Source organism: Novosphingobium sp. (assembly GCF_027486195.1).
Lineage (GTDB): Bacteria > Pseudomonadota > Alphaproteobacteria > Sphingomonadales > Sphingomonadaceae > Novosphingobium.
The window spans coordinates 1-25569 of the sequence record NZ_JAIXPP010000101.1 but is presented as its reverse complement, the minus strand read 5'-3'; the positions used below and the strand labels follow the sequence as shown (position 1 = coordinate 25569).

The following is a 25569-nucleotide window of genomic DNA, read 5'->3' as shown; positions in this document are numbered from 1 at the left end:
CGCGAGGGCTGCTACGTCTGCCACAGCCAGATGATCCGCCCCTTCCGCGACGAAGTGGAGCGCTACGGCCACTACAGCCTCGCGGCGGAATCGATGTACGACCATCCGTTCCAGTGGGGATCGAAGCGCACCGGGCCGGATCTGGCGCGCGTGGGCGGCAAGTATTCGGATGAATGGCACGTCCAGCACCTGACGGACCCGCGCTCCGTGGTGCCGGAATCGATCATGCCGACTTACGGCTTCCTCAAGGAGCAGCCGCTCGATCAGGGTGACATGGTGCCTGCGCTGCAGACGCTTGAGCGGGTGGGCGTGCCCTACACCAAGGACGAGATCGCCGGCGCCAACGACGACCTCAAGGCGCAGGCCGATCCGGATGCCGATCATGCCGCGTTTCTGAAGCACTATCCGGGGGCGACTGTGCGCGACTTCGACGGCGATCCCAAGCGGCTGACCGAGATGGACGCGCTTGTCGCCTATCTCCAGGTGCTGGGCACGATGGTCGATGTGAACGCACCGGCGGCGCAGGAACATCTCGCCAAGGAGAAGGGCCGATGAACCTGCTCCAGCTTTCGACCCACTCAACCTACGACCTGCTGCGGCATCTGGCCGACAGCTGGGGCCTGATGATCATGGCGCTGGTGTTCCTCGCGCTGTGCCTCTGGCCGTTCCGCCCCGGCGGAAACGCGGCGAGCCGCGATGCGGCCCTCTCGATCTTCGAGGATGACAGCCATGACGCATGACACAAAGCACGCCCATAAGGTGATCGACCACGCCACCGGCACGGCCAAGGTCGGGCACGAATGGGACGGGATCGAGGAACTCGATACGCCGCTGCCGCGCTGGTGGCTCTGGACCTTCTACGCGACGATTGTCTTCGCACTGGTCTATGTCGTTCTTTATCCGGCGATTCCCATGCTCCATTCGGCGAGCACCGGCACGCTGGGCTGGACGAGCCGGGGCGTGCTGGCGGGCGATCTGGCCCACGAAAAGGCCGAGCATCAGGCCGTGCGCAATGCCATCGCGGCAACCCCGATCGAGGCGCTGGCCGCCAATCCGGCACTGCAGCGCGCCGCGATCGAGGGCGGACACGCAGCGTTCAAGGTGAATTGCGTGCAGTGCCACGGTGCGGGCGCGGCGGGCGGGAAGGGCTATCCCAACCTCAACGACGACGACTGGTTGTGGGGCGGCGATCTTGCGACGATCCAGCAGACGCTGGTGAACGGCATCCGCTACCCGGGCAACGATGCAACGCGCAGCAGCCTGATGCCGAGCTTCGGGCGCGACAGGATCCTGACGGCAGCGCAAGTGCAGGATGTGGTCAGCCATGTCCGCGTGCTGAGCAAGCAGGACCCGGCGAACGCGGCCTCGCGGCGCGGAGCGCAGCTCTTTGCCGATAACTGCGCGGTCTGCCACGGCGCGGGCGGCGAGGGGAACCGCAGCCTGGGTGCGCCCAAGCTAAGCGACAAGATCTGGCTCTATGGCGGGGATCGCGCTTCGCTGACCAATACTGTCACCAATGCCCATGCCGGTGTCATGCCGGCCTGGACCGGGCGGCTTGATCCGGTGACGATCAAGATGCTCGCCGTCTACGTCCACTCGCTGGGCGGCGGCGAAGTGGCACCAGCGCCTGCAGCACCAGCAGCGGGGGCGGCGCAGTAAGGATCATGAACGCTCAGGATCCCATCGTTTCCGCACCGCTCTATGCCAAGCGCACGGGCGTGTTCCCGCGCAAGATCGACGGGCCGTTCCGCCGCTTCAAATGGCTCGTCATGGCGGTGTGCCTTGCCGTCTACTGGGGCACGCCGTGGATCCGCTGGGACCGGGGGCCGCATGCACCGGGGCAGGCGGTACTGGTCGATCTGGCGCACCGCCGGTTCTACATGTTCGCCATCGAGATCTGGCCGCAGGAGTTCTACTTCGTGGCGGGCATGCTGATCATGGCGGGGATCGGGCTGTTCCTCGTCACCAGCGCGGTGGGGCGCGCGTGGTGCGGCTATGCCTGCCCGCAGACGGTGTGGACCGACCTTTACCAGCATGTCGACCGGCTGATCGATGGTGATCGCAACGCGCAGTTGCGGCTGAATGCCGCGCCCTGGACGCCAGCAAAGTTTGCCCGGCGGATGTTCAAGTGGGGCGTCTACCTCGGCATCGCCTTCGTGACCGGGGGCGCGTGGATCTTCTATTTTGCCGACGCGCCCACTCTGCAGCGCGAATTCTGGACCGGCACGGCGGCCCCGGTGGCCTATGCCTGCACCGGCATCCTTACCTTCACCACCTTCTGGCTGGGCGGCTTCATGCGCGAACAGGTGTGCATCTACATGTGCCCCTGGCCGCGCATCCAGACCGCGATGCTCGACGAAAACTCGCTCACCGTCACCTACAAGCACTGGCGGGGCGAGCCGCGCGGGTCGCTCAAGGAGGCCAAAGGCGCGGCCAGCCCGCTGGGTGACTGTATCGATTGCAAGCAATGCGTGGCGGTGTGCCCGACCGGGATCGACATCCGCGAAGGGCCGCAGATCGGCTGCATCACCTGCGCGCTCTGCGTCGATGCCTGCGACAAGGCGATGGCCTCGGTGGGCCGCGCGCGGGGCCTCATCGACTATTGCACGCTTGTCGACGCCGAGCGCGAGATCAAGGGCGAGGCGGCGCGGCCCGTGGTGAAGGTGCTCCTGCGCCCGCGGCTGATCGGCTATTTCGCGGTGTGGGGCGGGATCGGCCTTGCGCTGCTGTTCATGCTCGGCGCGCGCGAGCGGCTCACGCTTTCGGTCGCGCGCGAGCGCAATCCGGAATTCGTCCAGCTTTCGGGCGGCGCCGTGCGCAATGCGTTCACCCTGGCGCTGCGTAACATGGAAGACCGCCCGCGCACCTTGCGCATCGCCGCCGAAGGGCTGCCGGGCGCCGCGCTTTATACCGACGAGATGGCACCCGGCGCGGCCCGCGCGCGCGTCGATGTCGCAGTCCCGGCAGACAGCACGGCCAAGGTGCGGCTCTACGCTGTGGTGCCCGCAGCATCGGCCCGCCCGCAGGACTTCGCGCTGACCGCGACGCCGCTGGATGGCGAAGGCCGCACGCCCCGCCGCGAGACACACTTTGCCGCACCCGGCAGCGAGCATGAAGAAGAGGAGCACGATTGATGGCACAGCTTCACGCACGGCCTGTCCGGCCCTTCACCGGGCGGCATATGGCGCTGATCATGGTGGGCTTCTTTGGCGTGGTGATCGCCGTCAATGTGCTGCTCGCCAACCTTGCGGTCTCGACCTTCAGCGGGACGGTGGTGGAGAACTCCTACGTTGCGAGCCAGGAATTCAACGGCTGGCTGGGTGCGGCAAAGGCTGACAAGGCGCTGGGCTGGCACATGGCGCTGGCACGCGAGGGTGCGGGCGACGTGCGCTTCACGCTTACGGATGCGAGCGGGCGGCCACTGGCAGGCGCAGCGGTGCGGGCGCAGGCGGATCATCCGCTGGGCGCCAAGGCCCCGGTCACGATGACCCCGCGCGAGGTTGCACCCGGCGTCTATGAAGCCGCACTGCCGGCGGGCCGCTGGCATGTGGGCATCGAGGTCCGCGCGCAAGGCCATGTCTGGCATGCCGAGGATGACGCGCTGTGAACGCGGCATCGGCACGCCTCGCCCCCGCGATCAGCCGGACCGTGCTGGCGGTGCCTGGCATGCATTGCGCGGGCTGCATGGGCAAAGTCGAGCGCGCGCTTGGCGCGGTGCCGGGTGTGGCTTCGGCGCGGGCCAACCTGACCGCGCGGACCATTGCGGTCGATCACACGGGCGCGGTGGAAATCCCCGAATTGGTGGCCGCGCTGGCCGGCGCGGGCTTTGCTGCGCAGCCGCGCGAGGACGCGCTCGAGCCGCCCTCCGCCTCGCGCGAATTGCTGGCGCCGCTGGCGGTGGCGGCGTTTGCCTGCATGAACGTGATGCTGCTCTCGGTCAGTGTCTGGTCGGGTGCGGATGGCAGTACGCGCGATCTGTTTCACTGGCTTTCCGCAGCTATCGGCGTGCCCGCGATCCTCTATGCCGGGCAGCCCTTCTTCCGCTCGGCACTCGGCGCCTTGAAGCGCGGGCGCACCAATATGGACGTGCCGATCTCCATCGGCGTGACGCTGGCGACCGGCCTTTCCTGCTACGAAACGCTGACCGGCGGCGTGGAAGCCTGGTTCGACGGCACGCTGATGCTGCTGCTGTTCCTCCTCGCGGGCCGCGCGCTCGATGCGATGATGCGCGACCGCGCGCGCGCCGGGGTGGCGGCGCTGCTGCGGCAGGCGGCGAGCGGGGCCATGGTGGTCGGCGCGGACGGCGCGCTGCACTGGTCTGCGGCGGCCACGCTTGCGCCGGGCATGCTGATGCGCGTCGCGGCGGGCGAGCGGCTGGCGGCTGACGGCGCAATCGCCAGCGGCACGAGCAGGTTCGACCAGTCGCTGCTGACGGGCGAGACCGCGCCGGTGCCGGCAGGCCCGGGCCAGCCGGTGCTGGCCGGCATGCTCAACCTCGATGCGCCGGTCGATGTGATCGTGACGGCGGCAGGGCAGGGCACTGCGCTCGCCGAAATCGCGCAGGCGATGGAATCGGCTGGGCAGGCCAAGAGCGCCTTTGTCCGGATCGCCGACCGCGCCTCGCGGCTCTATGCGCCTGCTGTGCATACGCTCGCGGCGCTGAGCTTTGCCGGTTGGCTGATCGCGGGGGCGAGCTTCCATCAGGCGCTGGTGGTGGGGATCGCGGTGCTGATCATCACCTGTCCCTGCGCGCTGGGGCTTGCCGTGCCGGTGGCGCAAGTCGTCGCGGCAGGAGCGCTGCTGAAGCAGGGCGTGATGGTGAAGGACGGCAGCGCCATCGAGCGCCTCGCGCGGGTCGACCGCGTGCTGCTCGACAAGACGGGCACGCTGACCATGGGCCGCCCTGTGCCCGATACGGCGGTGCTCGCTGCGCTTTGCGAGGAGGAAGCCTCGGTCGCGCTCGCGCTCGCCAGCCACAGCCGCCATCCGCTCTCGCAGGCATTGGCGCTGGCACTTGCGGCGCGCGGGGTGCGCGCGGCGACTGTCGAGAACGTGCGCGAGACGGCGGGGCGAGGGGTTTCGGGCACTTGGCGGGGTCTGGCGGTTTCGCTCGGGCGGCCTTCGCAGCCGGGCGGGACCTCTGCGGCGCTCGCCATCGGCGCGGGGCCGGTGCGCGTGATCGGCTTTGCCGATCGGCTGCGGCCCGATGCCTGCGAAGCGCTGGCGGATCTTGCGGCACTCGGCATCCAGGCCTCGATCCTCTCTGGCGACAATGCTGCGGCGGTTGCGGTCACTGCGCGCGAAACCGGCCTCACCGGGCAGGCTGCAGCGCTTCCGGCCGACAAGCTCGACGCGATCCAGCGCCTGCAGCGCAGCGGCAAGTGCGTGCTGATGGTGGGTGACGGGATCAACGATGGCCCCGCGCTCGCTGCCGCCGATGCATCGATTGCGCCGGGCAGCGCGAGCGATGTCGGGCGCCAAGCCGCCGATTTCGTGTTCACCGGCGATTCGCTGCTCGCCCTGCCGCGCGCTGTGCGCGCCAGCAGGCAGACGATGCGTGTGGTGCGCGAAAACTTCGCCGCCGCGATCCTCTACAACGCCTTTGCCGTGCCGCTGGCGATGGCGGGCATGGTCACCCCGCTGGTGGCGGCGATTGCCATGGCGACCTCGTCGCTGATCGTGGTGGGCAATTCGCTGCGCCTTGCCGGAGCTGCCAGATGACCTCGATCCTGATCCTCATCCCCATCGCGCTCGGCATGGGACTGATTGGTTTGGCGGCCTTTTTCTGGGCGCTGCGGGGCGGGCAGTTCAGCGATCTCGATGGCGCGGCCGCGCGCATCCTGATCGACGAGGATACGCCGCTATGAAGCGCCTCTTCGCCCTGTGCAGTGCGCTGGCCGCCTTGCAGCTGGCGCTGCCGGCCCAGGCGGCGCACCCCACGATGATCGCGCTGTGCGGCGGGGGGGCGCCGATTCCGCTGCCCATGAAAAATCACGAACCGGACAAGCAGTGTTGCAAGATTTGCCATAGCGCAATGCGCAAGCGTTCGGTCGGTGGCACCTGCTGCGGGGACAACGACGACGAAGAGGATTCCGGGCAATGAGCGGGCCAACCAAAGCGGAGCAGTTTGCCGACTGGACCTACTATCCGGAGCTGCTCGCGCGGCCGGTGCCGCGCTATACCAGCTATCCCACGGCGGCGGAGTTCGTCGAGGAAAGCTTCGAGCTGCGCCAGCGCATCTCGCTGGCCAGCCTCACCGGGCCGGTCTCGATCTACCTCCACATTCCCTACTGCGAGGAGATCTGCTGGTACTGCGGCTGCAACACCGGCGCCGCCAACAAGCGCCACCGACTGACCGCGTACCTCGAAGCGCTGCACCGCGAGATCGCGCTGGTGGCCGATATGCTCGATCCCTCCGTGCATATCGAGCATATTGCTTTCGGCGGGGGCAGCCCCAATGCCGTGCCGCCGACCGAGTTCGTGCGGCTGATCGATGCGCTGGTGCTGGCCTTCCGCTTCGTGCGGCCCGCGCTTTCGGTCGAGCTCGATCCGCGCACGCTGACGCGCGATTGGCTGACCGCGATCCGGGGCATCGGCGTCACCCGCGTCAGCCTTGGCGTGCAGACCCTCAACCCCGCCGTGCAGGAGGCCATCGGGCGCGTCCAGCCGATCGAGATGATCGAGCGCGCGGTTTCCGGCCTGCGCGCGGCGGGGGTCGGCTCGATCAATTTCGACCTCATGTACGGCCTGCCGCACCAGAACGACGAGGTGCTCGCCGAAACGCTGGCGCAGAGCGTCGCGATGGGGCCCAATCGCATCGCGCTGTTCGGCTATGCCCACGTGCCGCACATGATCCCGCGTCAGCGCCGGATCGATGGTTCTGACCTGCCGGACCAGCGCGGGCGCTTCCGCATGGCGGCGATGGGCGCGCGCCAGTTGATCGATGCGGGCTACCACGCGGTGGGCTTTGATCACTTCGCGCTGCCCGGCGATCCGCTCGCCCGCGCGGCCATGAACGGCACGCTGCGGCGCAATTTCCAGGGCTTTACCGAAGATCCGGCCTCGGTGCTCATCGGCCTCGGTGCATCGGCGATCAGCGAACTGCCCGGGCTGATGGTGCAGAACGAGAAAAACCCCGGGCGCTATCGCATGCTGATCGGCGCGGACAAGCTCACGGGCCGCAAGGGGATCGAGACCGGCCCGGAAGATGCCCGCCGCGCGGCAATCATCGAGGCATTGCTGTGCAAGGGCGCGGCCAGGATCGACGGCGATTTGCTGGCTGCGGCGCGGCCGCGGCTGGAGCCATTTGCAAAGGAAGGGCTGGTCACGCTGGAGCGCGGCTGGTTGCGGCTGGAAGCAGACGCAGCGCCTTATGCACGCGCCATCGCCTCGGTGTTCGATGCCTATCGCACCGAGGAACGCAGCTTCAGCTCGGCGATTTGAGGGTGCGCAGAACCCCACCCCAAGTCTCGTCATTGCGAGCGTAGCGGAGCAATCCAGAGCGGTGCGCGTGACGCTCTGGATTGCTCCGCTACGCTCGCAATGACGAAGTGTTGGAGAGGAGGACGGGGCACCCACTGCTACTTCCCAGCGAAGAAATAGCTATGCGCATGCCCGATTGCAGGCTGCATGGTGCGCCCCCGCGCGTTAGGTCAGGGCACACCCCAAACCAGCCCAGCGAGTTCCCATGAAGCCCATCGAAACCATCATGCGCACCGCCCCGGTCATTCCGGTGCTGGTGATCGAGGACGTGGCCCACGCTGTGCCCGTGGCGCGCGCGCTGGTGGCGGGGGGCTTGCGCGTGCTGGAAGTGACGCTGCGCACCCCGGTGGCGCTCGATGTGATCCGCGCGATGCGCAGCGTGGAAGGCGCCATCGTCGGCGCGGGCACGGTGACCGATCCGGCCACGCTCAAGGCCTCGATCGATGCAGGCGCGGAGTTCATCGTCTCGCCCGGCCTCACCGAGCGGTTGGGGGCGGCAGCGGTTTCCTCGGGGATTCCCTATCTGCCGGGCGTCGCCAACGCGGGCGATATCATGCGCGGGCTCGATCTCGGCCTCAGGCATTTCAAGTTCTTCCCGGCGGCGACTTCGGGCGGACTTCCGGCGCTGAAGGCGCTTGCCGGGCCGTTCCATCAGTGCCAGTTTTGCCCGACGGGAGGGATCACGCTGGAATCTGCGCCGGAATGGCTGGGCTTTGGCCCGGTGCTCTGCGTCGGCGGCTCCTGGGTGGTGGGCAAAGGTGTGCCCGATGTTCTGGCTATCGAGGCGGCAGCGCGCGCGGCAGCGGCGCTGGCCTGATCCTGTGGGGCTGCAGCCCCGATGCAGCCTGCTGGCGTGTTCGCCCGCAGGTCCAATCACTTGGCTGGAGGCGCGGCGCGCATGGATACGGTCGATACGCTGAGGAACCGCCTGCAGGAACTTCACGCAAGGACGGCGGAAACCCCGCTGTTCAACCCGGTGTTCCAGCTGAGCCATGATCTTTCGCGCCAGCTGGAAAACGGCGCGCTCGATCTTTCGGCAATGGAAAGCCTGGTCGCCGCGCTGGAATGCGAAGGCCTGCAGGCCCGCGCCGCGCGGCTGCGCACGCTTGTCGCGCCGACCGATCCGGCAGACAACCTTGCGCGGCTGGCGGCGCTGCTCAACGAGGAAGACGGGTTTTCCGAGTTCCGCCGCCGTTGGGAGCGGCCGCTGCTCCACGCCGTGTTCACCGCGCATCCCACGTTCCTGTTGAGCCCCGACGAGTCCGATGCCGTGGCCGAGGCGGCGCTGGCCGATGATCCGATGGCCGCGACGGTCTGCCAGGTGCCCGGCGCCGCCCCCAAGGTCACGCTCGATTACGAGCACGCCGAAGCGCTCGCCGCCATCGAAAGCGCGGGCGCTGCGCGCGACCGGATCAATGCCGCACTACTGGCCCATGCGCGCACGCGCTGGCCGGGGCGCTGGCTCGATTTCAAGCCGCTGCCGTTCCGCTTCGCAAGCTGGGTCGGCTACGACATGGATGGGCGGACCGACATTTCGTGGTCCACATCGGTCGCCTACCGGCTGCAGGAAAAGGCGCGGCGGCTCGAAGGCTATGCCGCGCAACTGGGCGCAGCGGTGCCGGATCATGCGCAGATCGCCAAGCTGCGCGGCGCAGCGGCCCATGCGGCCGAGATGGCGGCGCAGTTCACCGGGCTCGGCGCAGAGCCGGAGGCGCTGGCGGCAGCGGCCAATGCGCTGACAGCGGAACATCCGGACAAGTTGCTGTCGCTCGGGCCCGTAATCGCGGCGCTGGAGGCTGAGGCCAGGACTGCCGAGGGCGATGCGGCGATTGCGCTTGCCGTGCTGGCGGGCGCGATGCGGGCGGACGGGCTCGGCATGGGCTGGATCCACTTCCGGGTGAACGCCTCGCAGCTTTTGAACGCGCTCAGGCGGCGGATCGATCCCGAAGGCACGCTCGATCTTGCCAGCAAGAGCGCGCTTTCCAAGCTGCGCGAGCTCCTGGCCGAAGTGAAACCGCTGCGCGCCAATTTCGCCGCGCTCGCCATCGAAACCTCGACCGCGATGCGCCAGTTCCTGGTGATGGCGCAAATCCTCCACCACATCGATGCCGATGCACCGATCCGCATGCTGATCGCCGAGTGCGAGCAGCCGCAGACGGTGCTGGCCGCGCTCTATTTCGCGCGGCTACTGGGGATCGAAGGCAAGGTCGATGTCTCCCCACTGTTCGAGACCGAGGCTGCGCTCGAGCATGGCGGGCGGTTTCTGGAGGCGCTGCTGGCGGAGCCTGCGTACCGGGATTATGTGCGCCTGCGCGGGCGGTTGGCGATCCAGACGGGCTTTTCGGATGCCGGGCGCTTCATGGGGCAGATCCCGGCGGCGCTGGCGATAGAGCGCCTTCAAGGCCGGCTCGCGGCGGCTATGAAGGCGGCGGGGCTGACGGATGTCGCAGCGCTGGTGTTCAACACCCACGGCGAAAGCATGGGCCGCGGCGCGCATCCTTCAGGTTTTGCCGACCGGCTGACCTGGCCGCTGAGCCGCTGGGCGCGCGGGCGATTTGCCAAGGCCGAGATCGCGCTGGAGCCGGAGGCGAGCTTTCAGGGCGGCGATGGCTACCTGTTTTTCCGCAGCGACGAACTCGCGCTCGCCACGCTGACGCGGATCATCGAGGCAGAAGAAGCGCTGCACGGAGAGGGCGAGGCTGATCCGTTTTACGATCGCACCGATCTCAGCCTCGATTTCTACCGCGCGATCCGCCGCGTGCAGCGCGAGCAGCTGGAAAGCCAGACTTATGCGCGCGCCGTCACGGCGTTCGGCCTTGGCATGCTGAAGACCACCGGCAGCCGCGTTTCGCGGCGGCAATCGGATATCGCCAGCGACCGCACGATGAGCCTGCGGCAAATCCGCGCGATTCCGCACAACGCGATCCTGCAGCAGATCGGCTATCCGGTGAATGTGATCGCCGGCGCCGGGATCGCGGCAGGTGAGGAGACCGAGGCGGTCGCCGAACTGCTCGGCCGCTCACCGCGCGGGCGGCAGCTGGTGCGGCTGCTGCGCGCGGCCAATGGCCTTGCCTCGATCAAGACGGTGGCGTGCTTCGGTGAGCTGTTCAATTCGGCCTACTGGGCGAGCCGGCCCTATCGCGGCACCGAAACCGCGCTGGAGGATGCCTGCCTCGCGCTGGCGGAATACCTGACGAAGGACGACCGCGCCGGTGTTTTCCGCCGCCTCGCCTCGCGGCTGCGGGTGGACTGGATGAAGCTCCACCGGCTGCTTGCGATGATCCCCCGTGAGGAGACCCGCAATGCCGCGACCGAGAAGGAGCGTCGCACCATCGCGCTGCTGCAGGCGCTGCGGCTCTCGCTGCTGATGCACATGTTCCTGCGCGCGGTGCAGGTGCCGCCGTTCTCACGCTCCAACGATGTGAGCCGCGAGGACGTTGTGGAGATGGTCCTCTCGCTGCGGGTGGACGAGGCGCTCGCGCAGCTGCGTCGTGCCTATCCGGTGATCGAGCCCGAAATCGAGGACTTCCCGGTGAGTGAACCGACCGATTACCCGGACAACCGCGGCGAAGGATACGGCGCGATCCGCACGCGGTTTATCGATCCGATCGAGCGGGCGCATGCGCTGAACCTCAGGATTTCAGCGGCGATTGCGAACCATTTTGGCGCGCATGGGTGAGGGGCTGAAGCCTCACCCCACATAAGTCCGCCCCTGCTTCACCGGCTTGGCGGGCAGGCCGAAGATCGCGCCGGCCGATAGCCGCGTGCCGCGCACCACCAGCACCAGCGTATCGCCCGCTTCGATGTTCACATCCTCGCCGGGGTGCTGGATCGATTGGCCGCCTGCGCGGTCGATCTGGACGATGAAGAACGCGCCGGCGCCGCGGCGTTCGGCTTCGCCGACGGTCGCGCCGGTCAGTGCGCCCTTGGGGACGGCGGTGACGACTTCGACGTCGAGGCCGAGATCGTGGAGGAACCGGCGCGCCTCGCCCATGTGTTCGGCGGCCTGGATGCGGCTGTCGGTGGCGGGGTAGAGGATCAGCTCGGTGATCCGCTCGGCGCCGATGTGGGTGGGGAGCACGACCTTGTCTGCGCCCGCGTGGAACAGCTTGCGCTCGGTGGTGGGTGCCTCGCCGCGCGCGATGATCTGGACATCGGGGTTGAGGCTGCGCGCCGAGAGCGTGATGAACACGTTGGCGGCATCGTCGGGCAGCACCGAAGCGAGGACGCGGGCGTGCAGGATCCCGGCGGCGCGCAGGGTTTCCTCCTGCGTCGCTTCGCCGACCATCACCAGCCAACCGGCAGCGCGGGCTTCCTCCGCCAGATCGGGGTTGCGTTCGATGATGACGAAGGGATGGCGCGCCTCTGTCAGCGCTTTCGCCAGCTGCAGCCCGATGCGGCCCATGCCGCAGATCACGGCGTGGTTCTTCAGGCGGTCGATTTCGGTTTGCATCTTGCCTACCCCCAGGAGCTGGCGGAACTGGAACAGGGTGAAAACCTGCACGAGCGCGGAGGTGAGCACGATCATGCCGGTGCAGCCGAGCACGATCGTGGCCGTGGTCCACAAGCGCAGGAAATGGGTGTCGATCGGGCGGACTTCGCCGTAGCCGACCGAGAAGATGGTGAGCAGCACCATGTAGGCCGCATCGTCCGCCGGCCAACCTGCAGCGATATAGCCGAAGGTGGAAACCGCGAAGACAATCCCGACATAGAGCAGCGTGCCCGTCAGCAAACGCAGCGGCGAGCCGAGCACGCGGCCTGCGCCCTGACTGAAGGCGGATGGCTGCTCCATCCGCGCCTCAGCCGCCGCCAAGCCGCATCAGGGCGGCCATGCCCCAGACCGTGCCGACGATGAGGAGCACACCGGCGAGATCGAGCAGGAACCCGGCGCGCAGCACGCGCGGCATGGCGATGTGGCCGGTGCCCCAGGCGAGCGCATTGGGGCCGGTGCCGGCGGGAAGCATGAAGCCCCAGCTGGCTGCCAGCGCGGCGGGGAGCGCGAGCAGGATCGGATCGGCCCCGAGCGCACCGCAGAGCGCGGCGACGACGGGCATGATCCCGCTGGCAGCCGCGATGTTGCTGGCAAATTCGGTAACGATCACGACGAAACCGACCAGCACCAGCGCGACAATCGGCAGCGGCACGCTGCGCAAGGGGAGCATCGCGGTGCCGAGCCAGTCGCTGAGGCCCGACGCATCCATGCCCATCGCGAGGCTGAGCCCACCGCCGAACATCAGGATCACGTCCCAGGGCATGCGGTTGGCTTCCTTCCACGTCAGCATCGCGCGGCCGGTGCCATCGGGCAGGACGAAGAGCGTGAGGCCAGCGATGGCGGCGATGGTGCCATCGGTGAGGCCGCCCTTGGGGAACAGGCTTTCGGTGAGGGGGAGCGTGACCCAGGCGAGCACGGTGAGGAGGAAGAGGGGGACGAGGCGGCGTTCGGGCGCGGTCCAGTGGACCGAATGCTCGATGGCATTGCGGGCGGCGGCAGGATCGAAGCTGCCCGGGCCGATCTTGTGGACCCGCGCGATGATAAAGGCGGCGAGCGGCACACCGATGAGCACGATGGGCAGGCCGAAGGCGGACCATTCGATGAAGGTGATCTTCACGCCGAGCGTGCGATCGAGCAGCCCCGCGGCGATGGCGTTGGTGGGCGTGCCGACGATGGTGCCGTAGCCGCCCAAGGTGGCGGCGAAGGCGACGCCCATCGGCAGTGCGCCGGCCATGCCGTCCGTCTCGCCCTCCTTGATGCCGCCCGAGGACAGGATGGCGAGCGCCATCGGCATCATGATCAGCGCGGTCGAGGTGTTCGAGATGAACATCGAGATCGAGGCGGTTGCCATCATCACCGCGAGCAGCAGGCGCACCGGGCTCGTCCCGGCGCGGGTGAGCATGGTGAGCGCGAGGCGGCGATGGAGGCCGGTGCGCTCGATGGCGAGCGCGAGGAAGGCACCGCCGACGAAGAGGAACATGATCGGCGAATAGTAGGCCGCTGCGGTCTTGTTCGCGTCCGTCACCCCGGTGAGGGGGAGGACGATGAAGGGGAGCATGGCGGTGGCCGACAGCGGCATCGCCTCGGTCATCCACCAGACCGCCATCCACCAGACAAGCCCGGCGGTGTGCCACGCGGTGGGCGGCATGCCCGCAGGCGCGGCGATGAGCAGCGTGGCGATGAGGCCGAGCGGGCCGGCGACAAGGGCGATGGCGCGGGCGTTCATGTGGCCGAACGGACGCAAGTTGACACAGTTGACACTGTCCTGAGGAATAATTGCATTCGATCAGTTTGGCGGTTTTGATCGACTCTATCGATCAGTTGCCAAGCTGCTTCCAAGACCAGCATTCCTTCACCCTTTGCCCCGCCGGCGCAAGCACGCCAGCCCCTCCACTGCCATAAGCGATGAATGGGTGGGTAGGAAAACGGTTTTCTAGGGCGTTGCGGGTGCTGTTGGCGGCGGTTCAGGGCACACGGACCCTGATGACGGAGCGAGCAGAACCTTCATCGCTGTGAGCGTAAGCTGCTCCGGATTGCTTGGGCAATCGGGCTTCACATGCGTGTCCGCCAGTGCTTTGCCGTTGGCGCGCAGTATTTGACCGGTCGTGACCTTGAGCGCGTGATTGCGGTCGATCGGAATGAGCGTCTGGATGCGGCCCAGACCAAATGTCGTTTGCCCGATCACGCGCGCACGCTGGTTGTCCTGTAAGGCGGCAGCGACAATTTCCGCACCGGAGGCAGTGACTTCATCGACCCACACGACCATGGGAACCCCAGCAAGAATTTGATCGCGATCCGAGCTGTAGGTCACATTGTAGTTGCCGTGGCGTTCGATCACCGTGGCAATGGGAGCCTTGCCGAGAAAGGCATTTGCGAGCGCGATGGACTCGTCGAGCAGGCCGCCGGAGTTGTAACGAAGGTCGAGCACCAACAAGCCAACCGGTTCGGTTTGCCGGGAAAGCTCATCACGCACCTTCTTGGAAATGCCGCCTGACATTTCCAAGACCGAGACGCGCATGATCGGTCCTTCGCGGTCTATCTCAAGCTTTGCGTCCTGAGCAATGACATCTCCACGAGTTACCACGAAGTCGGTTAGCGTACCATCGGGACGGCGAACCTGCATGGTGACGCGGGTGCCCTTTTCTCCCTTGATCGCATCGAAGATCGGAGGCAGCGGCCCTGTTCCAACTGGCTTTCCATCAATCGCGACAAGATGGTCGCCGCGCCGCAATCCTGCGATGTAGGCGGGACCATTGCTTGGAGCGGAGATGACGAGCGGGCCTTTGGTGGTCTTCTTGAGGCTGATGCCCACTCCAGCCGACGGTTTCAGGAGGCGTTCGAAATCTGCCGCATTGAGCCAGGATCCGGGCGAATCGAAGCGCGCCATAGCTGATGCGACAGCTTTATCGCCTGCTGCATCGAGTTGTTCCGCTGTCGCCTTTCCTTGCGAGAGGCAGTCAAGCGCGCGGCGGATTGGCGCATAGTTTTCCGACCAATTCGGGTTTTGCTTCGACGAAAGCAGGAGCGCAGCATTGCAGGCATCGAATGCGGCAAGATCGCTGGCGGTGCTACGGATCGCTTCGCTTGCAGTTAACACCAGCAGATCGGCATCGGGCTGTACGAGCAACCAGTTTTGCATGTTGCCGAGCGCTGCGATTGTTCTGTCCGCGGCGATGTCCTGAGGCAAAGTGGCGGGCTTGGCAGCCTTCGCAGACGTCGCGAGGACGCCAGACAGCACCGCTGCCAAAACTGCCAACAAGGGGCTTGGAATGCGCAATCGCTGGTCCTTCGCCTTGGTTTGCCATCTTCCTGGCGACCTGCAGCACGATAGCTAGCAGGATAGACCGTTGCAATCAGGGCACCCCGATGCGGGCCAAGCGTGGCAAGCGCGCTCCCGGCGAGGCAGGAGCGCGCTCAAGAAGCACCCCCGCGCCTTACTTGGGCGCGAGGACCATCAGCATCTGGCGGCCTTCCATGCGGGGGAAGGCTTCGACCTTGGCGATTTCGGTGACATCATCCTGCACCTTGCGCAGGAGATTCATGCCGATCTGCTGGTGCGAAAGCTCGCGGCCGCGGAAGCGGAGGGTGATCTTGACCTTGTCGCCTTCCTCGATGAACTTCACGACGCTCCGCATCTTGGTGTCGTAATCGTGGTCATCGATGTTCGGACGCATCTTGATCTCTTTGATCTCCTGCGTCTTCTGGCTCTTGCGGGCGAGGTTGGCCTTCTTCTGCGCTTCGTAGCGGAACTTGCCGACATCGAGGAACTTGCAGACCGGCGGATCGGCGTTGGGCGAGACTTCGACCAGATCGAGGCCGACTTCGGCAGCCTGATCAATCGCTTCGCGGGTGTACATGACGCCCAGATTTTCGCCGTTCTCATCAATCACGCGCACTTTGGGCACGGAAATGAGCTGGTTGTAGCGGGGGCCGGTCTTTACAGGGGGCGCCATCATGCGCCGGGGTGGGGGGGCTATAGTGCTTGCTCCTGATGTTTCAAAAATGGGGGAGGGCTGTGCGCCTGCCCCCGCGCGCTCATATCACAATGCGGCGGCAGATAAAGCGGGAAGGTTGGTTTGGGGTTGAGGTGATTGGCGCCATGACGGCGGTTCGAGAAAGGCAGGAGGTTTCTCGCAGAGACGCAGAGGAGAAAGCGGGCGCAGAGAGGGCGGGGGTGGAGGCGCCGTAGGCAATGGCCGCAGGTCTTCGCCTGATGTCTGGCGGCTCTGCCGCCATTCCATTCTCTCTGCGATCTCTACTTCCTCCGCGTCTCTGCGAGAAACCACTTGCTAGGCGCTGCGCCAGAGGGCGAAGCGGGCGAGCTTGCCGGCGGCTGGAACGAGCGCATCGATTGCGCGGGCGGGCTGGAGGGCGCCGAGAATGGCGGGATCAGCGGCGTTCATGCCGCCTGTCAGCGCGCCGAACGCGGGGAGGATGAGGCGGCGTTCGCTCGCGACGGCGCAGGGGCGCGAGACGCGGCGGCCGCGCGCGGTGACGGCGAACTTCGGGTGATAGTGGCCGGAAAGCTCGAGGCCCGTCTCCCCCGGCCGGGCTTCGTGGCGCAGCGCGATGCCGCGCACGGTGAGTTCGGGGAGGCCTTGGGCCTCAACGCTCGTGTCCTTCGTATCGTGGTTGCCGGTGATCCACACCCAGTCGGTCGCGCGCATCAGGGCATCGAGCATGCCGGCGGCATGGGGTTCGAGCCGGGCGGGGCCGTGGCTGTCATGGAAATTGTCGCCGAGGCAGAGCACGCGGCGCGCGCCGGTGGCGCGCAGGGCATCGGCGACTCGGGAAAGCGTCTCGCGGCTGTCGTAGGGTGGGAGCATCTGGCCGCGCTCGGCAAACCAGCTCGCCTTTTCGAGGTGGAGATCGGCGACGATCAGGGCGCGTTCCTCGGCCCAATAGAGCGCGCGCGATGGGGCGAGCGCGAAGTCCTGCCCGGCAAATTCGAAAGAGGCGCCAAATTGGTCGAACATAACGGGAACCATGGACAGGCCTTGCCGGATTGCATTTGGCTTGGCAAGACTTGCGCATGAGCACTGCACAAGTGGCCGGAGAGGCCGTCGACAAGGGTATTGGCACCAAAGAGGATTGGAGCGCGGAAACTGGCCGCGCCCGGACATGGTTCGAAAGCCTGCGGGACCGGATCTGCGCCGAGTTCGAGGCGATCGAGCGCGAGGCGGGGAGCGATGCCAGCTTCACCTACACGCCGTGGAAGCGCGAACACCATGGCGAACCGGTGCCCGACGGCGGGGGCGGCGTGCAGGGCCTGATGAAGGGCAAGGTGTTCGAGAAAGTCGGCGTCAACGTTTCCACCGTGGGCGGAACCTTCAGCCCGGAATTCGCCAAGACGATGAACGGCGCGGACCCTGAAAACCCGGCCTTCACGGCGACCGGCATCAGCCTTGTGGCGCACATGGCCAACCCGCATGCGCCCGCCGTGCACATGAACACGCGCTTCCTGACGACGCGCAAGGCGTGGTTCGGCGGCGGCGGCGATCTCAATCCGCCCATCCCCTATGCCGAGGATACGGCGGACTTCCACGCGAGCTACAAGGCCGCGTGCGATGCGCATGATCCGGCCTATTACGACAAGTTCAAGGCCTGGGCGGACGATTACTTCTACATCCCCCACCGCAAGGTGCACCGGGGCGTGGGCGGCATCTTCTACGATCACCTCGAATGCGCGGATGATGCCGGGTTCGAGGCGAACTTTGCCTTCACCCGCGATGTGGGCGATGCTTTCCTCAACGTCTATCCGGCGCTGGTGCGGCGGCGGATGAACATGGATTGGACGCAGGACGACAAGCTCAAGCAGCTGATCTGGCGCGGTCGCTATGCCGAGTTCAACCTCGTCTATGACCGGGGGACGCTGTTCGGACTCAAGACCGGTGGCAACATCGACGCCATCCTGATGAGCCTGCCGCCTGAGGCGGTGTGGGAGTGAATTATGACTTTTCGCGCAGAGGCGCGGGGAAGAAAGAGGGGGTTCTCGCAGAGACGCAGAGGGAAAGAAGGGCGCAGAGGTGTTGTGCGCAATTCCGGCATAAACCGGTCTTTGCGCCAGCAGGTTGCAGTGATTTGATGCGGCTGCGCCGCAAGGTCTTCCCTCTTTGCGGTCTCCCTTTCCTCTGCGTCTCTGCGAGAAACCTATTCTGGTGCCGGGCTCGGCTTCTGGGGCGCCCACGTGGTCCAGACGAGGCCGACGAGGATCGCGGCGAACAGCGGCATCAGGTTGATCCTCAGCGGCAGCGCGGCGGCGCGGGTGGCTAGCGGCGAGAGCCAGATCAGCACCAGCAGGAACTTCTCCCACGGACGCCAGCCCATGCTGCGGCCCATGCCGATGAGGAAGGCGATCGGCATGATCAGGAAGGGCAGGTCGTAGCTGAAGAGGTAGGGCGAAGCGAGCGCGGTGGCGGCGAGCAGCATGGCGCCGGCGGCTTCGTCGCTGGGGGCGCGGCGCCAGTAGAGGCAGGCGAGCGCACCGGTGATGACGGTGATGACCGCCTGCCCATAAAGGGCGACATTGGTGCCGAAAAGGACGCGCAAGGCCGCATAGGGCGTGGACATGCGCAAGAAGAATTCGCTGGAGGTCTGCGCCATCAAGGTCTGACTGGCGGCGAAACTCTGCGGGTAGGCGCGCCAGGTGTCGATGCCGAAAACGAGTAGCGAGGCAAGGCACAGCGCGGCGGCCGAGGCGGCGGCAGCGGCGATGGCGGTCCACTTGCGCCCGGCGGCGAGCCAGAAGGGGACAAGCAGCGCGAGGTGCGGCTTGATCACCAGCAGGCCGAACAGTGCGCCTGACAGCGCCTGCGAGCGGCGCAGGGTCAGTACGGCGGCGATCAGCAGGGCGCCGGTGACGAAGCCGTTCTGCGCGTGGCTGGCGGCGAGGTAGGCGGCGGGGAAGGCAAGCACGGCGAGGGTGCCCGCAGCACCGGCGTTTGGCAGCGCGCGGCGGGCGACGAGGAACCACACGGTCCAGCCGGAAAGCGCCCAGACCAGCCACGCCGCCGCATAGGGCAGTAGCCCCAGCGGCGCGGCGAGGAACAGGTAGGGCGGCGGGTTGACGTAGGCGACCATCTGGCCGGTCCCGGCAGCCATCTGCGCGGCATGTTCGGCCACAAGATCGTAGACGCGCGCTGCCGGCCCTGTCTGCAGAAGGCGGCCCGCACCCCAGAATGCGAGGAAATCGCTGCCCACGGTGCCGGTCGCCTCACGGAAGACCTTCACCATCATGGGAATGTAGGCGACGAGGATCATCGCGGCATAGACCCGCACGCGGCCGGCATCGAGCCAGGAGAGGGTGCGCAGGTTTGCCTTGAGCCGTGCTTCGAATGTTGCGCCTTCGCTCGACACGAACGGAGGTGGGCTGGGTGTGTCGGGCGTGTCGCTCATTGCACCCTTACGTGCCGCTGCGGTCTCGCATTGGCAACAGACGCGTGAAAGATTTGCCCGGTGGAGGCATTTTCCCTTGTCGGGAGCGCCGGGCCGGGGCCATCTATGGGTGAGATGCTGCGTCAATACGAACTTGTCGAACGTGTGCTCGCCTATGATCCGGATGCGGACGAGGCGATGCTGAACCGCGCCTATGTCTATACGGTGCAGAAGCATGGCTCGCAGAAGCGCGCCTCGGGCGATCCGTACTTCTCGCATCCCGTTGAAGTTGCGGGCCTGATGACCGAGCTGAAGCTCGATCAGGAGACGATCATCACCGCGCTGCTCCACGATACGGTGGAGGATACGCTCGCCACGGTCGAGGAAGTCGAGCGGCTGTTCGGCCCCGAAGTGGCGCGGCTGGTCGACGGGGTGACCAAGCTCTCCAAGATCGAGACGATGAGCGATACGGAGCGCGCGGCGGAAAACTTGCGCAAGTTCCTGCTCGCCATGTCCGAGGACTTGCGCGTGCTGCTGGTGAAGCTGGCGGACCGGCTGCACAACATGCGCACGCTGCACTACATCAAGAGCGAGGATAAACGCCGGCGGATCGCGCGCGAGACGATGGAGATCTACGCGCCCTTGGCCGAGCGCGTGGGCATGTACGAATATATGCGCGAAATGCAGTTGCTGGCCTTCGAGCAGCTGGAGCCCGAAGCCTATGCCACGATCACCGGGCGGCTGACTGCGATCCGCACCGACGAGGGCGCGCAGGTCGATTCCATCGCGCTCGCGATCAAGCAGACGCTGGCGGAAGCGGGGCTGAAGGTAGAGGTTTCGGGGCGCGAGAAGCACCCGTTCTCAATCTGGCGCAAGATGGCCGAGCGCCATGTGAGCTTTGAGCAGATCACCGATATCATGGCGTTTCGCGTGCTGACCGATAGCGCGGAGGACTGCTACACCGCGCTGGGGCTGCTGCACCGCACCTGGCAGATGATCCCGGGGCGCTTCAAGGACTACATCTCGACGCCGAAGATGAACGGCTACAAGGGCCTGCACACCTCGCTGATCTACAACAACGCGATGCGCGTGGAAGTGCAGATCAAGACGCAGGAGATGCACCGGATCAACGAGTTCGGCCTTGCCGCGCACTGGGCCTACAAGCAGGGCGCGCTGCCGGACGGGCAGGTGGGCTGGGTGCGCGATCTGGTCGAGATCCTGGAAGCGAGCCACGATCCGGACGAGCTGCTCGAGAACACGAAGATGGCGATCTATCAGGACCGCATCTTTGCCTTCACCCCCAAGGGCGCGCTGCACCAGCTGCCCAAGGGCGCGACGCCGATCGACTTTGCCTTTGCCGTGCACACCAATCTGGGCGCGCAGGCGGTGGGCGCGAAGATCAACGGGCGGCACGTGCCGCTGCGCACGCCGCTGGGCAACGGCGATGTGGTGGAGATCATCAAGAGCCGCAGCAGCGAGCCGCAGCTTTCGTGGCTGGCATTTGTGGTGACGGGCAAGGCGCGCGCCGCGATCCGCCGCGCGGTGCGCCAGAAGGAGCGCGCCGAAATCGCCGAGATCGGGCGCAAGCTCTATGACGAGATTGCCGAACGCCTGCCGAGCAAGATCGGCAAGAAGGCGCTGGCGGATGCGATCAAGCGGCTGAAATACGCCAATGAGGAAGAGCTGATGGTCGCCATCGGCAGCGCCAAGATCGATGACCGGCAGGTGATGGAAGCGCTGGTGCCGGGCAGCGCGAAGAACTTGCCCGCCAGCGAAGGCTGGCCGAGCCAGCAGCGCGCCATCGCGGTGCGCGGGCTGACCCCGGGCATGGCGTTCAAGCTGGCCGATTGCTGCCACCCGGTGCCCGGGGACCGCATCGTGGGGCTGCGGCGCGTGGGGCAGGGCGTGACCGTGCACGCCATCGATTGCATGAGCCTTGCCAATGGCATCGATGCCGACTGGATCGACCTTTCATGGGACGCGCGAACCGATGGCGCGGTAGGCCGCATCCGCGCGGAGCTCTATAACCGGCCGGGCACACTCGCCGAAATGGCTGGCGTATTTGCCAAGAACCACGCCAATGTGGTTAATCTGGAGATGACCCAGCGCGAGAATCCGTTTCACACCTATGAAGTGGATCTGGAAGTGCGCGATCTGGCGCACCTGACGCGGATCGTCAGCGCGCTGCGCGCGAGCGACGCGGTGGCGCAGGCGGACCGGATTTGAGCCAATCCCGCATTGGCGTTCCCGTAGTCTGGTGATAGCATTCAGGAATGGCAGAGGAACTTCCCCTTACCACATCGCCAAGGCCCTATCGCCTGACGGTGGACGACTTTCTCCGTCTCGACAATGCGGGGGCGTTCGAGGGCCTTGGCAAGACTGAATTGATTGGCGGGGAGGTCTTCTACTTGAATGCGCAGCATCGTCCGCACGCGCGGATGAAGGGGCAATTGCATCTCGCACTGGTGCAGGCTTTGGGCAAACTGGATATCAGCCTTGCCGTGCTCATCGAAGCGACCGTTGCAATGCCGCCGCACAGCGCGCCGGAGCCAGATCTCATCCTGACAAGCGAGCCCGATGGGGAAGGGCCGGTGCCTCTGGGCTCCGTGCGGCTGCTCATCGAGATTGCCGATACCACACAGCGCCATGATCTGAGTATCAAGGCGGGCATCTATGCTGAAAACGGGGTGCCGGAGTATTGGGTGGTCGATCTGAAGGAGGGCCTTGTGCACCAGATGTGGTCACCTTCAGGCGAAACATACCTCGAAACGCGCGACGTGGCGCTCGGCGCGCAGATCATGGCGGCGACGATTGCGGGGTTCGCCATGGCGCTTCCGGTGACAGGCTAGGCGCGGCACTCGGCCGATCGTTTCTGGGCGCACCGCACCCGGTATCATCAATTGGATTTCAACAGGGGAACGGGAATGCGTGCGCCAGGGCTGAGCCGGTGGAGCCGGATGCTGATACCCGTGTTGCTGGCGCTGCCGGGCACGGCGGTCCAAGCCGGAGAAGGGCCGCCCGATGCGCAGACACAGGCGTGGTGGGCGCTGACGCGCGAGCTTTCCTCGGATGCGATGGAGGGGCGCGATACGGGCTCGCCGGGGTATGACCGGGCGGCGGCGATTGTCGCGAAGCGCTTTGCGGCGGCGGGGCTGAAGCCTGTCGGCACCAATGGCGGCTGGTTCCAGCCGATAACCTTCGAGGACTTGCGGCTGAACGAGGCGGCATCGCGGCTCACCATCGGCGGGCAGCGGCTGCGCTTCAACCGCGAGGTGCAACTGGCACCCTCTGCGGCGACACCCAAGGTGCTGGCGGCACCGGTGACATTCCGCGGCTATTGCTCGGCGGACGAGATCCGCGATGTGAAGGGGCAGCTGGTGGTTTGCTATGGCCGCCCGGCGCCGGCGCGGCTGAAGGGGTTCGACCGTGCCAAGGCGCTGCGCAAGGCGGGGGCGGCGGGCATGCTGCTGATCGCGGCGCCGGGGCTGCCGGGTGAGCCGATCCGCTGGCCCTTTGCCTATTCGCGCAGCGTCATGCCGCTGGAAGATGCATTGAAGGTGAAGGCTGGGCCGCCGTGGCTTCAGGGCGTGCTCAATCCCGATGCACTGGCGCGGCTCACCACGCGAGCGGGCGATATCCTGAAGGCAGGCGCGGCGGGGGCGGACTTGCCGCGCGTGGAGCTGGGCGAGGCGAAAGCTGTGCTGGCGGTGCGGCGGCGGGTGACGCGTTCGGCCAATGTGCTGGGCCTGTTGCCGGGCACCGATCCGGCGCTTGCCGGAGAGGCCATCGTGATCGCGGCGCACCTCGATGGCTATGGCCGGGGCGAGCCGGTGAACGGCGACGGGCTTTACAACGGCGCGCTGGACGATGCGGCCTATGTCGCGCTGCTGGAGCAATTTGCCGCGAGCCGCGCCGGCAAGGGGCTGAAGCGGCCGGTGCTGTTTGCGGTGTTTACCGGAGAGGAAAAGGGGCTGTGGGGCTCGCGCTGGTTCGTGCGGCATCCGACCGTGCCGCTGGCCTCGCTGGCGGCGGTGATCAACCTTGATCAGGTGCGGCCGCTTTATCCGCTGAAGCTGATGACGGTGCACGGCCTCAAGGAAAGCACGCTGGGCGAACTGGTGCGGCAGGTGGCGGAGGCGCGCGGGATTGCAGTGCAGGAGGACCCCGAGCCGGAGCGCGATCTGCTGCGCCGTTCGGATAACTGGCCACTGATGGAAGCCGGGGTGCCGGGGGCGAGCTTCGTCTTTGCGACCTATGACGAGAGCTCTCGCGCGCGGTATCGGGACTGGTACGAGCGGCGCTATCACCACCCGGCGGATGACCTTTCCACGCCGGTGGACTGGCAGGCATCGGCCGATTTCAATCGCTTCTTCACCGGGCTGACCGAGGCGGCGGCGGATGCACCGGCGCGGTTCGTGTGGACTGCGGGAAGCAAACCCGGGGAGCGCTGAGCGCCCCCCGGGCAGGCCGGATCAGTAGAAGATGTCGTAGATCACGTCGACCACTTCGCCCGAGTAGATGTCCACGAGCAGCGCGTCGTCGTAGTAGCGGACCCAGCGATAGGGACCATCGACCGGCGGCAGGCGATAGGCCCAGGGATCGGCGATCCAGTAGCGCTGGTCGTAGAACGGGGCGCCGATGACCACGCCGATGCTGAAGCGGTTATAGGAATAGCCCCGCCACGGCGCCGAATAGAAGCCGAGGTTGAAGACGGAGCGGTGGCTGTTGCGCCACCCGGACCAGTTGTAGCGATTGTCGCGCCGCCAGCCGTTGCGGTCCCACCCGCGCCCGCCGTTGTTGTAGGCCCAGGTATTGCCGCGCCAGCCGTTGTTGCCGCGCCAGCCGTCGCGATCCCTATCACGATCCCGGTCACGATCACGGTTCCAGTCGCGCGAGGAGTTGGCACCCCAGCCGCCGCGGTTCCACTGGCCGTTGTTGTTGCCGCCGTTGTTGTTGCGGCGCCAATCGTCATTGCGGTTGCCGTCGCGATCCCGGTTCCAGTTGCCGCGTCCGTCGTTCTGCCACTGACCGGCCGTGTTGCCGCGTCCGTCATTGCCCCGTCCGGCGTTGTCGCGGCCGTTGTTGTCGCGGCCGCTGTTGCCCTGCCAGCCGTTGTTGCCGCGATTGGGATCGACGTAGGTCGGGTTGCGTGTGCCCCAGGCCGGGGCCCCGGTGCGGGGCTGCTGGGCCTGACCGCCCTGCGACCATGCCGGACGACCGAAGACGGGCTGGCCGGTGGGGTTCACGCCGTTGCCGCGATCACCGCGTTCCCGGTCACTGTTATTGACGCCGTTGTTGCCCTGCCATGCCTGACGACCCTGCCAGCCGCCCTGGTTGGCGGGCGGCGCGGGGCGGGCGGGCTGCTGGGGATTGCTCGGCGGTGATGCCGGACGGCTCTGCCAGCCGGAGGGCGCGGCTGCCGGAGCAGGGGCGCGGCTCTGCCATGCGGGGGCCTGGGCAGGAGCAGAGCGCTCCATGCGTCCGGCACCGCGTTCACCGCGATCGGGGCGTTCCTGCGCGCTGGCGGAGGCGGGCAACAGCGCCGCCGTGCCCAGCAGGAGGGCAAGAAGTGCGGATGCGCTGCTTTTCAAAACGGACTTCGTTGCCATGGTCCCGGCTCCGGTTACATGGGGCTCCGACTCGCTCGGGGCCTCCCATGTGTCCGGTCTATAACACGTGCCCTGACCTGTGGCTGAACCATGACAGTGGCATCCGTTCATGTTGGAGCTTTCCAATATGAACGGATCGGGCCGTCAGCGCGTCAGCTTCTTGTAGGCGAGGCGCGTCGGGCGGTCGGCGGCGTCGCCCAGACGGCGGCGCTTGTCTTCCTCGTAGGCCTCGAAGTTGCCTTCGAACCATTCGACGTGGCTGTCACCCTCGAACGCGAGGATGTGGGTGGCGAGGCGATCGAGGAAGAAGCGGTCGTGGCTGATGACCACGGCGCAGCCGGCAAAGTTCTCGATGGCTTCTTCGAGCGCACGCAGGGTCTCGACGTCGAGGTCGTTGGTCGGTTCGTCGAGCAGGAGGACGTTGCCGCCCTGCTTGAGCATCTTGGCGATGTGCACGCGGTTGCGTTCACCGCCCGAGAGCTTGCCGACGTTCTTCTGCTGGTCCTGGCCCTTGAAGTTGAACGCACCGACATAGGCGCGCGTCGACATGTCCTGCTTGTTGACCTTCATGTAGTCGAGCCCGTCGGAGATTTCCTCCCAGACGTTCTTCTT

General features: G+C 66.6%; 23 protein-coding genes. 15 read left to right on the top strand and 8 right to left on the bottom strand.

Going from position 1 to position 25569, the window contains the following annotated elements; all coding sequences use genetic code 11:
* The 11 genes from ccoO to Q0071_RS17980 all read left to right on the top strand — a co-directional run.
* Positions 1–555: cytochrome-c oxidase, cbb3-type subunit II (gene ccoO, locus Q0071_RS18030; protein WP_298172835.1), on the top strand; the 555-nt coding region annotated here is incomplete at its 5' end.
* Positions 552–740, top strand: a complete 189-nt coding sequence (locus tag Q0071_RS18025; RefSeq protein ID WP_298172832.1) for a cbb3-type cytochrome c oxidase subunit 3 — start codon at positions 552–554, stop codon at positions 738–740. The genes ccoO and Q0071_RS18025, both read left to right, overlap by 4 nt.
* Positions 730–1659 carry a cytochrome-c oxidase, cbb3-type subunit III gene (gene ccoP / locus Q0071_RS18020; protein WP_298172828.1) on the top strand — a complete coding sequence of 310 codons (930 nt, stop codon included), beginning with the start codon at positions 730–732 and terminating at the stop codon, positions 1657–1659. The genes Q0071_RS18025 and ccoP overlap by 11 nt, the downstream gene beginning before the upstream one ends.
* A gap of 5 nt (positions 1660–1664) precedes the next feature.
* Positions 1665–3134 carry a cytochrome c oxidase accessory protein CcoG gene (gene ccoG / locus Q0071_RS18015; RefSeq protein ID WP_298172825.1) on the top strand — a complete coding sequence of 490 codons (1470 nt, stop codon included), beginning with the start codon at positions 1665–1667 and terminating at the stop codon, positions 3132–3134.
* Positions 3134–3607 (top strand): FixH family protein, encoded by a 474-nt coding sequence (locus Q0071_RS18010; protein ID WP_298172822.1) that lies wholly within the window; start codon positions 3134–3136, stop codon positions 3605–3607. The genes ccoG and Q0071_RS18010 overlap by 1 nt, the downstream gene beginning before the upstream one ends.
* Positions 3604–5721: a heavy metal translocating P-type ATPase gene (locus tag Q0071_RS18005; protein WP_298172819.1), complete on the top strand. Its 2118-nt coding sequence runs from the start codon at positions 3604–3606 to the stop codon at positions 5719–5721. The genes Q0071_RS18010 and Q0071_RS18005 overlap by 4 nt, the downstream gene beginning before the upstream one ends.
* A complete protein-coding gene (gene ccoS / locus Q0071_RS18000; RefSeq protein ID WP_298172816.1) occupies positions 5718–5867 on the top strand; it encodes a cbb3-type cytochrome oxidase assembly protein CcoS in 150 nt (49 codons plus the stop codon). Before Q0071_RS18005 ends, ccoS begins: the two co-directional genes overlap by 4 nt.
* Positions 5864–6103, top strand: a complete 240-nt coding sequence (locus tag Q0071_RS17995; protein ID WP_298172814.1) for a hypothetical protein — start codon at positions 5864–5866, stop codon at positions 6101–6103. Before ccoS ends, Q0071_RS17995 begins: the two co-directional genes overlap by 4 nt.
* A complete protein-coding gene (gene hemN / locus Q0071_RS17990; protein WP_298172811.1) occupies positions 6100–7443 on the top strand; it encodes an oxygen-independent coproporphyrinogen III oxidase in 1344 nt (447 codons plus the stop codon). The genes Q0071_RS17995 and hemN overlap by 4 nt, the downstream gene beginning before the upstream one ends.
* A gap of 244 nt (positions 7444–7687) precedes the next feature.
* The gene (gene eda, locus Q0071_RS17985) at positions 7688–8299 is read left to right on the top strand and encodes a bifunctional 4-hydroxy-2-oxoglutarate aldolase/2-dehydro-3-deoxy-phosphogluconate aldolase (protein ID WP_298172808.1); all 612 of its coding nucleotides are present in this window, start codon (positions 7688–7690) and stop codon (positions 8297–8299) included.
* An 81-nt stretch (positions 8300–8380) separates the two neighbouring features.
* The gene (locus Q0071_RS17980; protein WP_298172805.1) at positions 8381–11161 is read left to right on the top strand and encodes a phosphoenolpyruvate carboxylase; all 2781 of its coding nucleotides are present in this window, start codon (positions 8381–8383) and stop codon (positions 11159–11161) included.
* A 12-nt stretch (positions 11162–11173) separates the two neighbouring features.
* Here Q0071_RS17980 and Q0071_RS17975 read toward each other — a convergent pair whose 3' ends face one another.
* From Q0071_RS17975 to pdeM, 5 genes are all read right to left on the bottom strand, one after another.
* Positions 11174–12274: a TrkA family potassium uptake protein gene (locus Q0071_RS17975; RefSeq protein WP_298172802.1), complete on the bottom strand. Its 1101-nt coding sequence runs from the start codon at positions 12272–12274 to the stop codon at positions 11174–11176.
* Between the two features lie 7 nt (positions 12275–12281).
* A complete protein-coding gene (locus Q0071_RS17970) occupies positions 12282–13700 on the bottom strand; it encodes a DASS family sodium-coupled anion symporter (RefSeq protein ID WP_298172800.1) in 1419 nt (472 codons plus the stop codon).
* Between the two features lie 207 nt (positions 13701–13907).
* Positions 13908–15251, bottom strand: coding sequence for a S41 family peptidase (locus Q0071_RS17965; protein ID WP_298172798.1), 1344 nt, complete (start codon positions 15249–15251; stop codon positions 13908–13910).
* Between the two features lie 157 nt (positions 15252–15408).
* On the bottom strand, positions 15409–15930 hold the full coding sequence (gene infC, locus Q0071_RS17960) for a translation initiation factor IF-3 (RefSeq protein ID WP_298172796.1): 522 nt from the start codon (positions 15928–15930) through the stop codon (positions 15409–15411).
* 333 nt (positions 15931–16263) lie between these two features.
* Positions 16264–16950, bottom strand: coding sequence for a ligase-associated DNA damage response endonuclease PdeM (gene pdeM, locus Q0071_RS17955; RefSeq protein WP_298172794.1), 687 nt, complete (start codon positions 16948–16950; stop codon positions 16264–16266).
* Positions 16951–17006: 56 nt separating this feature from the next.
* On the opposite strand from pdeM, the gene hemF reads away from it, so the two are divergent.
* Positions 17007–17921: an oxygen-dependent coproporphyrinogen oxidase gene (gene hemF, locus Q0071_RS17950; protein WP_298172791.1), complete on the top strand. Its 915-nt coding sequence runs from the start codon at positions 17007–17009 to the stop codon at positions 17919–17921.
* 203 nt (positions 17922–18124) lie between these two features.
* Here hemF and Q0071_RS17945 read toward each other — a convergent pair whose 3' ends face one another.
* Positions 18125–19369 carry a glycosyltransferase family 87 protein gene (locus Q0071_RS17945; protein ID WP_298172788.1) on the bottom strand — a complete coding sequence of 415 codons (1245 nt, stop codon included), beginning with the start codon at positions 19367–19369 and terminating at the stop codon, positions 18125–18127.
* A 114-nt stretch (positions 19370–19483) separates the two neighbouring features.
* Between Q0071_RS17945 and Q0071_RS17940 the strand changes: the two genes are divergently transcribed.
* The 3 genes from Q0071_RS17940 (at position 19484) to Q0071_RS17930 (ending at position 23799) form a co-directional block, all read left to right on the top strand.
* Positions 19484–21574, top strand: coding sequence for a bifunctional (p)ppGpp synthetase/guanosine-3',5'-bis(diphosphate) 3'-pyrophosphohydrolase (locus Q0071_RS17940; protein WP_298172837.1), 2091 nt, complete (start codon positions 19484–19486; stop codon positions 21572–21574).
* A 47-nt stretch (positions 21575–21621) separates the two neighbouring features.
* Positions 21622–22197: a Uma2 family endonuclease gene (locus tag Q0071_RS17935; protein ID WP_298172786.1), complete on the top strand. Its 576-nt coding sequence runs from the start codon at positions 21622–21624 to the stop codon at positions 22195–22197.
* Between the two features lie 75 nt (positions 22198–22272).
* Positions 22273–23799, top strand: coding sequence for a M28 family peptidase (locus Q0071_RS17930; protein WP_298172783.1), 1527 nt, complete (start codon positions 22273–22275; stop codon positions 23797–23799).
* A gap of 21 nt (positions 23800–23820) precedes the next feature.
* Here the strand turns inward: Q0071_RS17930 and Q0071_RS17925 are convergent, their stop codons facing one another.
* Positions 23821–24957 carry an RcnB family protein gene (locus Q0071_RS17925; protein ID WP_298172780.1) on the bottom strand — a complete coding sequence of 379 codons (1137 nt, stop codon included), beginning with the start codon at positions 24955–24957 and terminating at the stop codon, positions 23821–23823.
* Between the two features lie 144 nt (positions 24958–25101).
* Positions 25102–25569: ATP-binding cassette domain-containing protein (locus Q0071_RS17920; RefSeq protein WP_298172777.1), on the bottom strand; the 468-nt coding region annotated here is incomplete at its 5' end.

Coding starts and splice junctions, on each gene's coding strand:
- Q0071_RS17935 (WP_298172786.1), top strand. CDS start 21,622: ATGGCAGAGGAACTTCCCCTTACCACATCGCCAAGGCCCTATCGCCTG.
- ccoG (WP_298172825.1), top strand. CDS start 1,665: ATGAACGCTCAGGATCCCATCGTTTCCGCACCGCTCTATGCCAAGCGC.
- ccoS (WP_298172816.1), top strand. CDS start 5,718: ATGACCTCGATCCTGATCCTCATCCCCATCGCGCTCGGCATGGGACTG.
- pdeM (WP_298172794.1), bottom strand. CDS start 16,950: ATGTTCGACCAATTTGGCGCCTCTTTCGAATTTGCCGGGCAGGACTTC.
- Q0071_RS18025 (WP_298172832.1), top strand. CDS start 552: ATGAACCTGCTCCAGCTTTCGACCCACTCAACCTACGACCTGCTGCGG.
- hemF (WP_298172791.1), top strand. CDS start 17,007: ATGAGCACTGCACAAGTGGCCGGAGAGGCCGTCGACAAGGGTATTGGC.
- Q0071_RS17930 (WP_298172783.1), top strand. CDS start 22,273: ATGCGTGCGCCAGGGCTGAGCCGGTGGAGCCGGATGCTGATACCCGTG.
- Q0071_RS17945 (WP_298172788.1), bottom strand. CDS start 19,369: ATGAGCGACACGCCCGACACACCCAGCCCACCTCCGTTCGTGTCGAGC.
- infC (WP_298172796.1), bottom strand. CDS start 15,930: ATGATGGCGCCCCCTGTAAAGACCGGCCCCCGCTACAACCAGCTCATT.
- Q0071_RS18010 (WP_298172822.1), top strand. CDS start 3,134: ATGGCACAGCTTCACGCACGGCCTGTCCGGCCCTTCACCGGGCGGCAT.
- hemN (WP_298172811.1), top strand. CDS start 6,100: ATGAGCGGGCCAACCAAAGCGGAGCAGTTTGCCGACTGGACCTACTAT.
- ccoP (WP_298172828.1), top strand. CDS start 730: ATGACGCATGACACAAAGCACGCCCATAAGGTGATCGACCACGCCACC.
- Q0071_RS17995 (WP_298172814.1), top strand. CDS start 5,864: ATGAAGCGCCTCTTCGCCCTGTGCAGTGCGCTGGCCGCCTTGCAGCTG.
- eda (WP_298172808.1), top strand. CDS start 7,688: ATGAAGCCCATCGAAACCATCATGCGCACCGCCCCGGTCATTCCGGTG.
- Q0071_RS17980 (WP_298172805.1), top strand. CDS start 8,381: ATGGATACGGTCGATACGCTGAGGAACCGCCTGCAGGAACTTCACGCA.
- Q0071_RS17970 (WP_298172800.1), bottom strand. CDS start 13,700: ATGAACGCCCGCGCCATCGCCCTTGTCGCCGGCCCGCTCGGCCTCATC.
- Q0071_RS17975 (WP_298172802.1), bottom strand. CDS start 12,274: ATGGAGCAGCCATCCGCCTTCAGTCAGGGCGCAGGCCGCGTGCTCGGC.
- Q0071_RS17925 (WP_298172780.1), bottom strand. CDS start 24,957: ATGGCAACGAAGTCCGTTTTGAAAAGCAGCGCATCCGCACTTCTTGCC.
- Q0071_RS17940 (WP_298172837.1), top strand. CDS start 19,484: ATGCTGCGTCAATACGAACTTGTCGAACGTGTGCTCGCCTATGATCCG.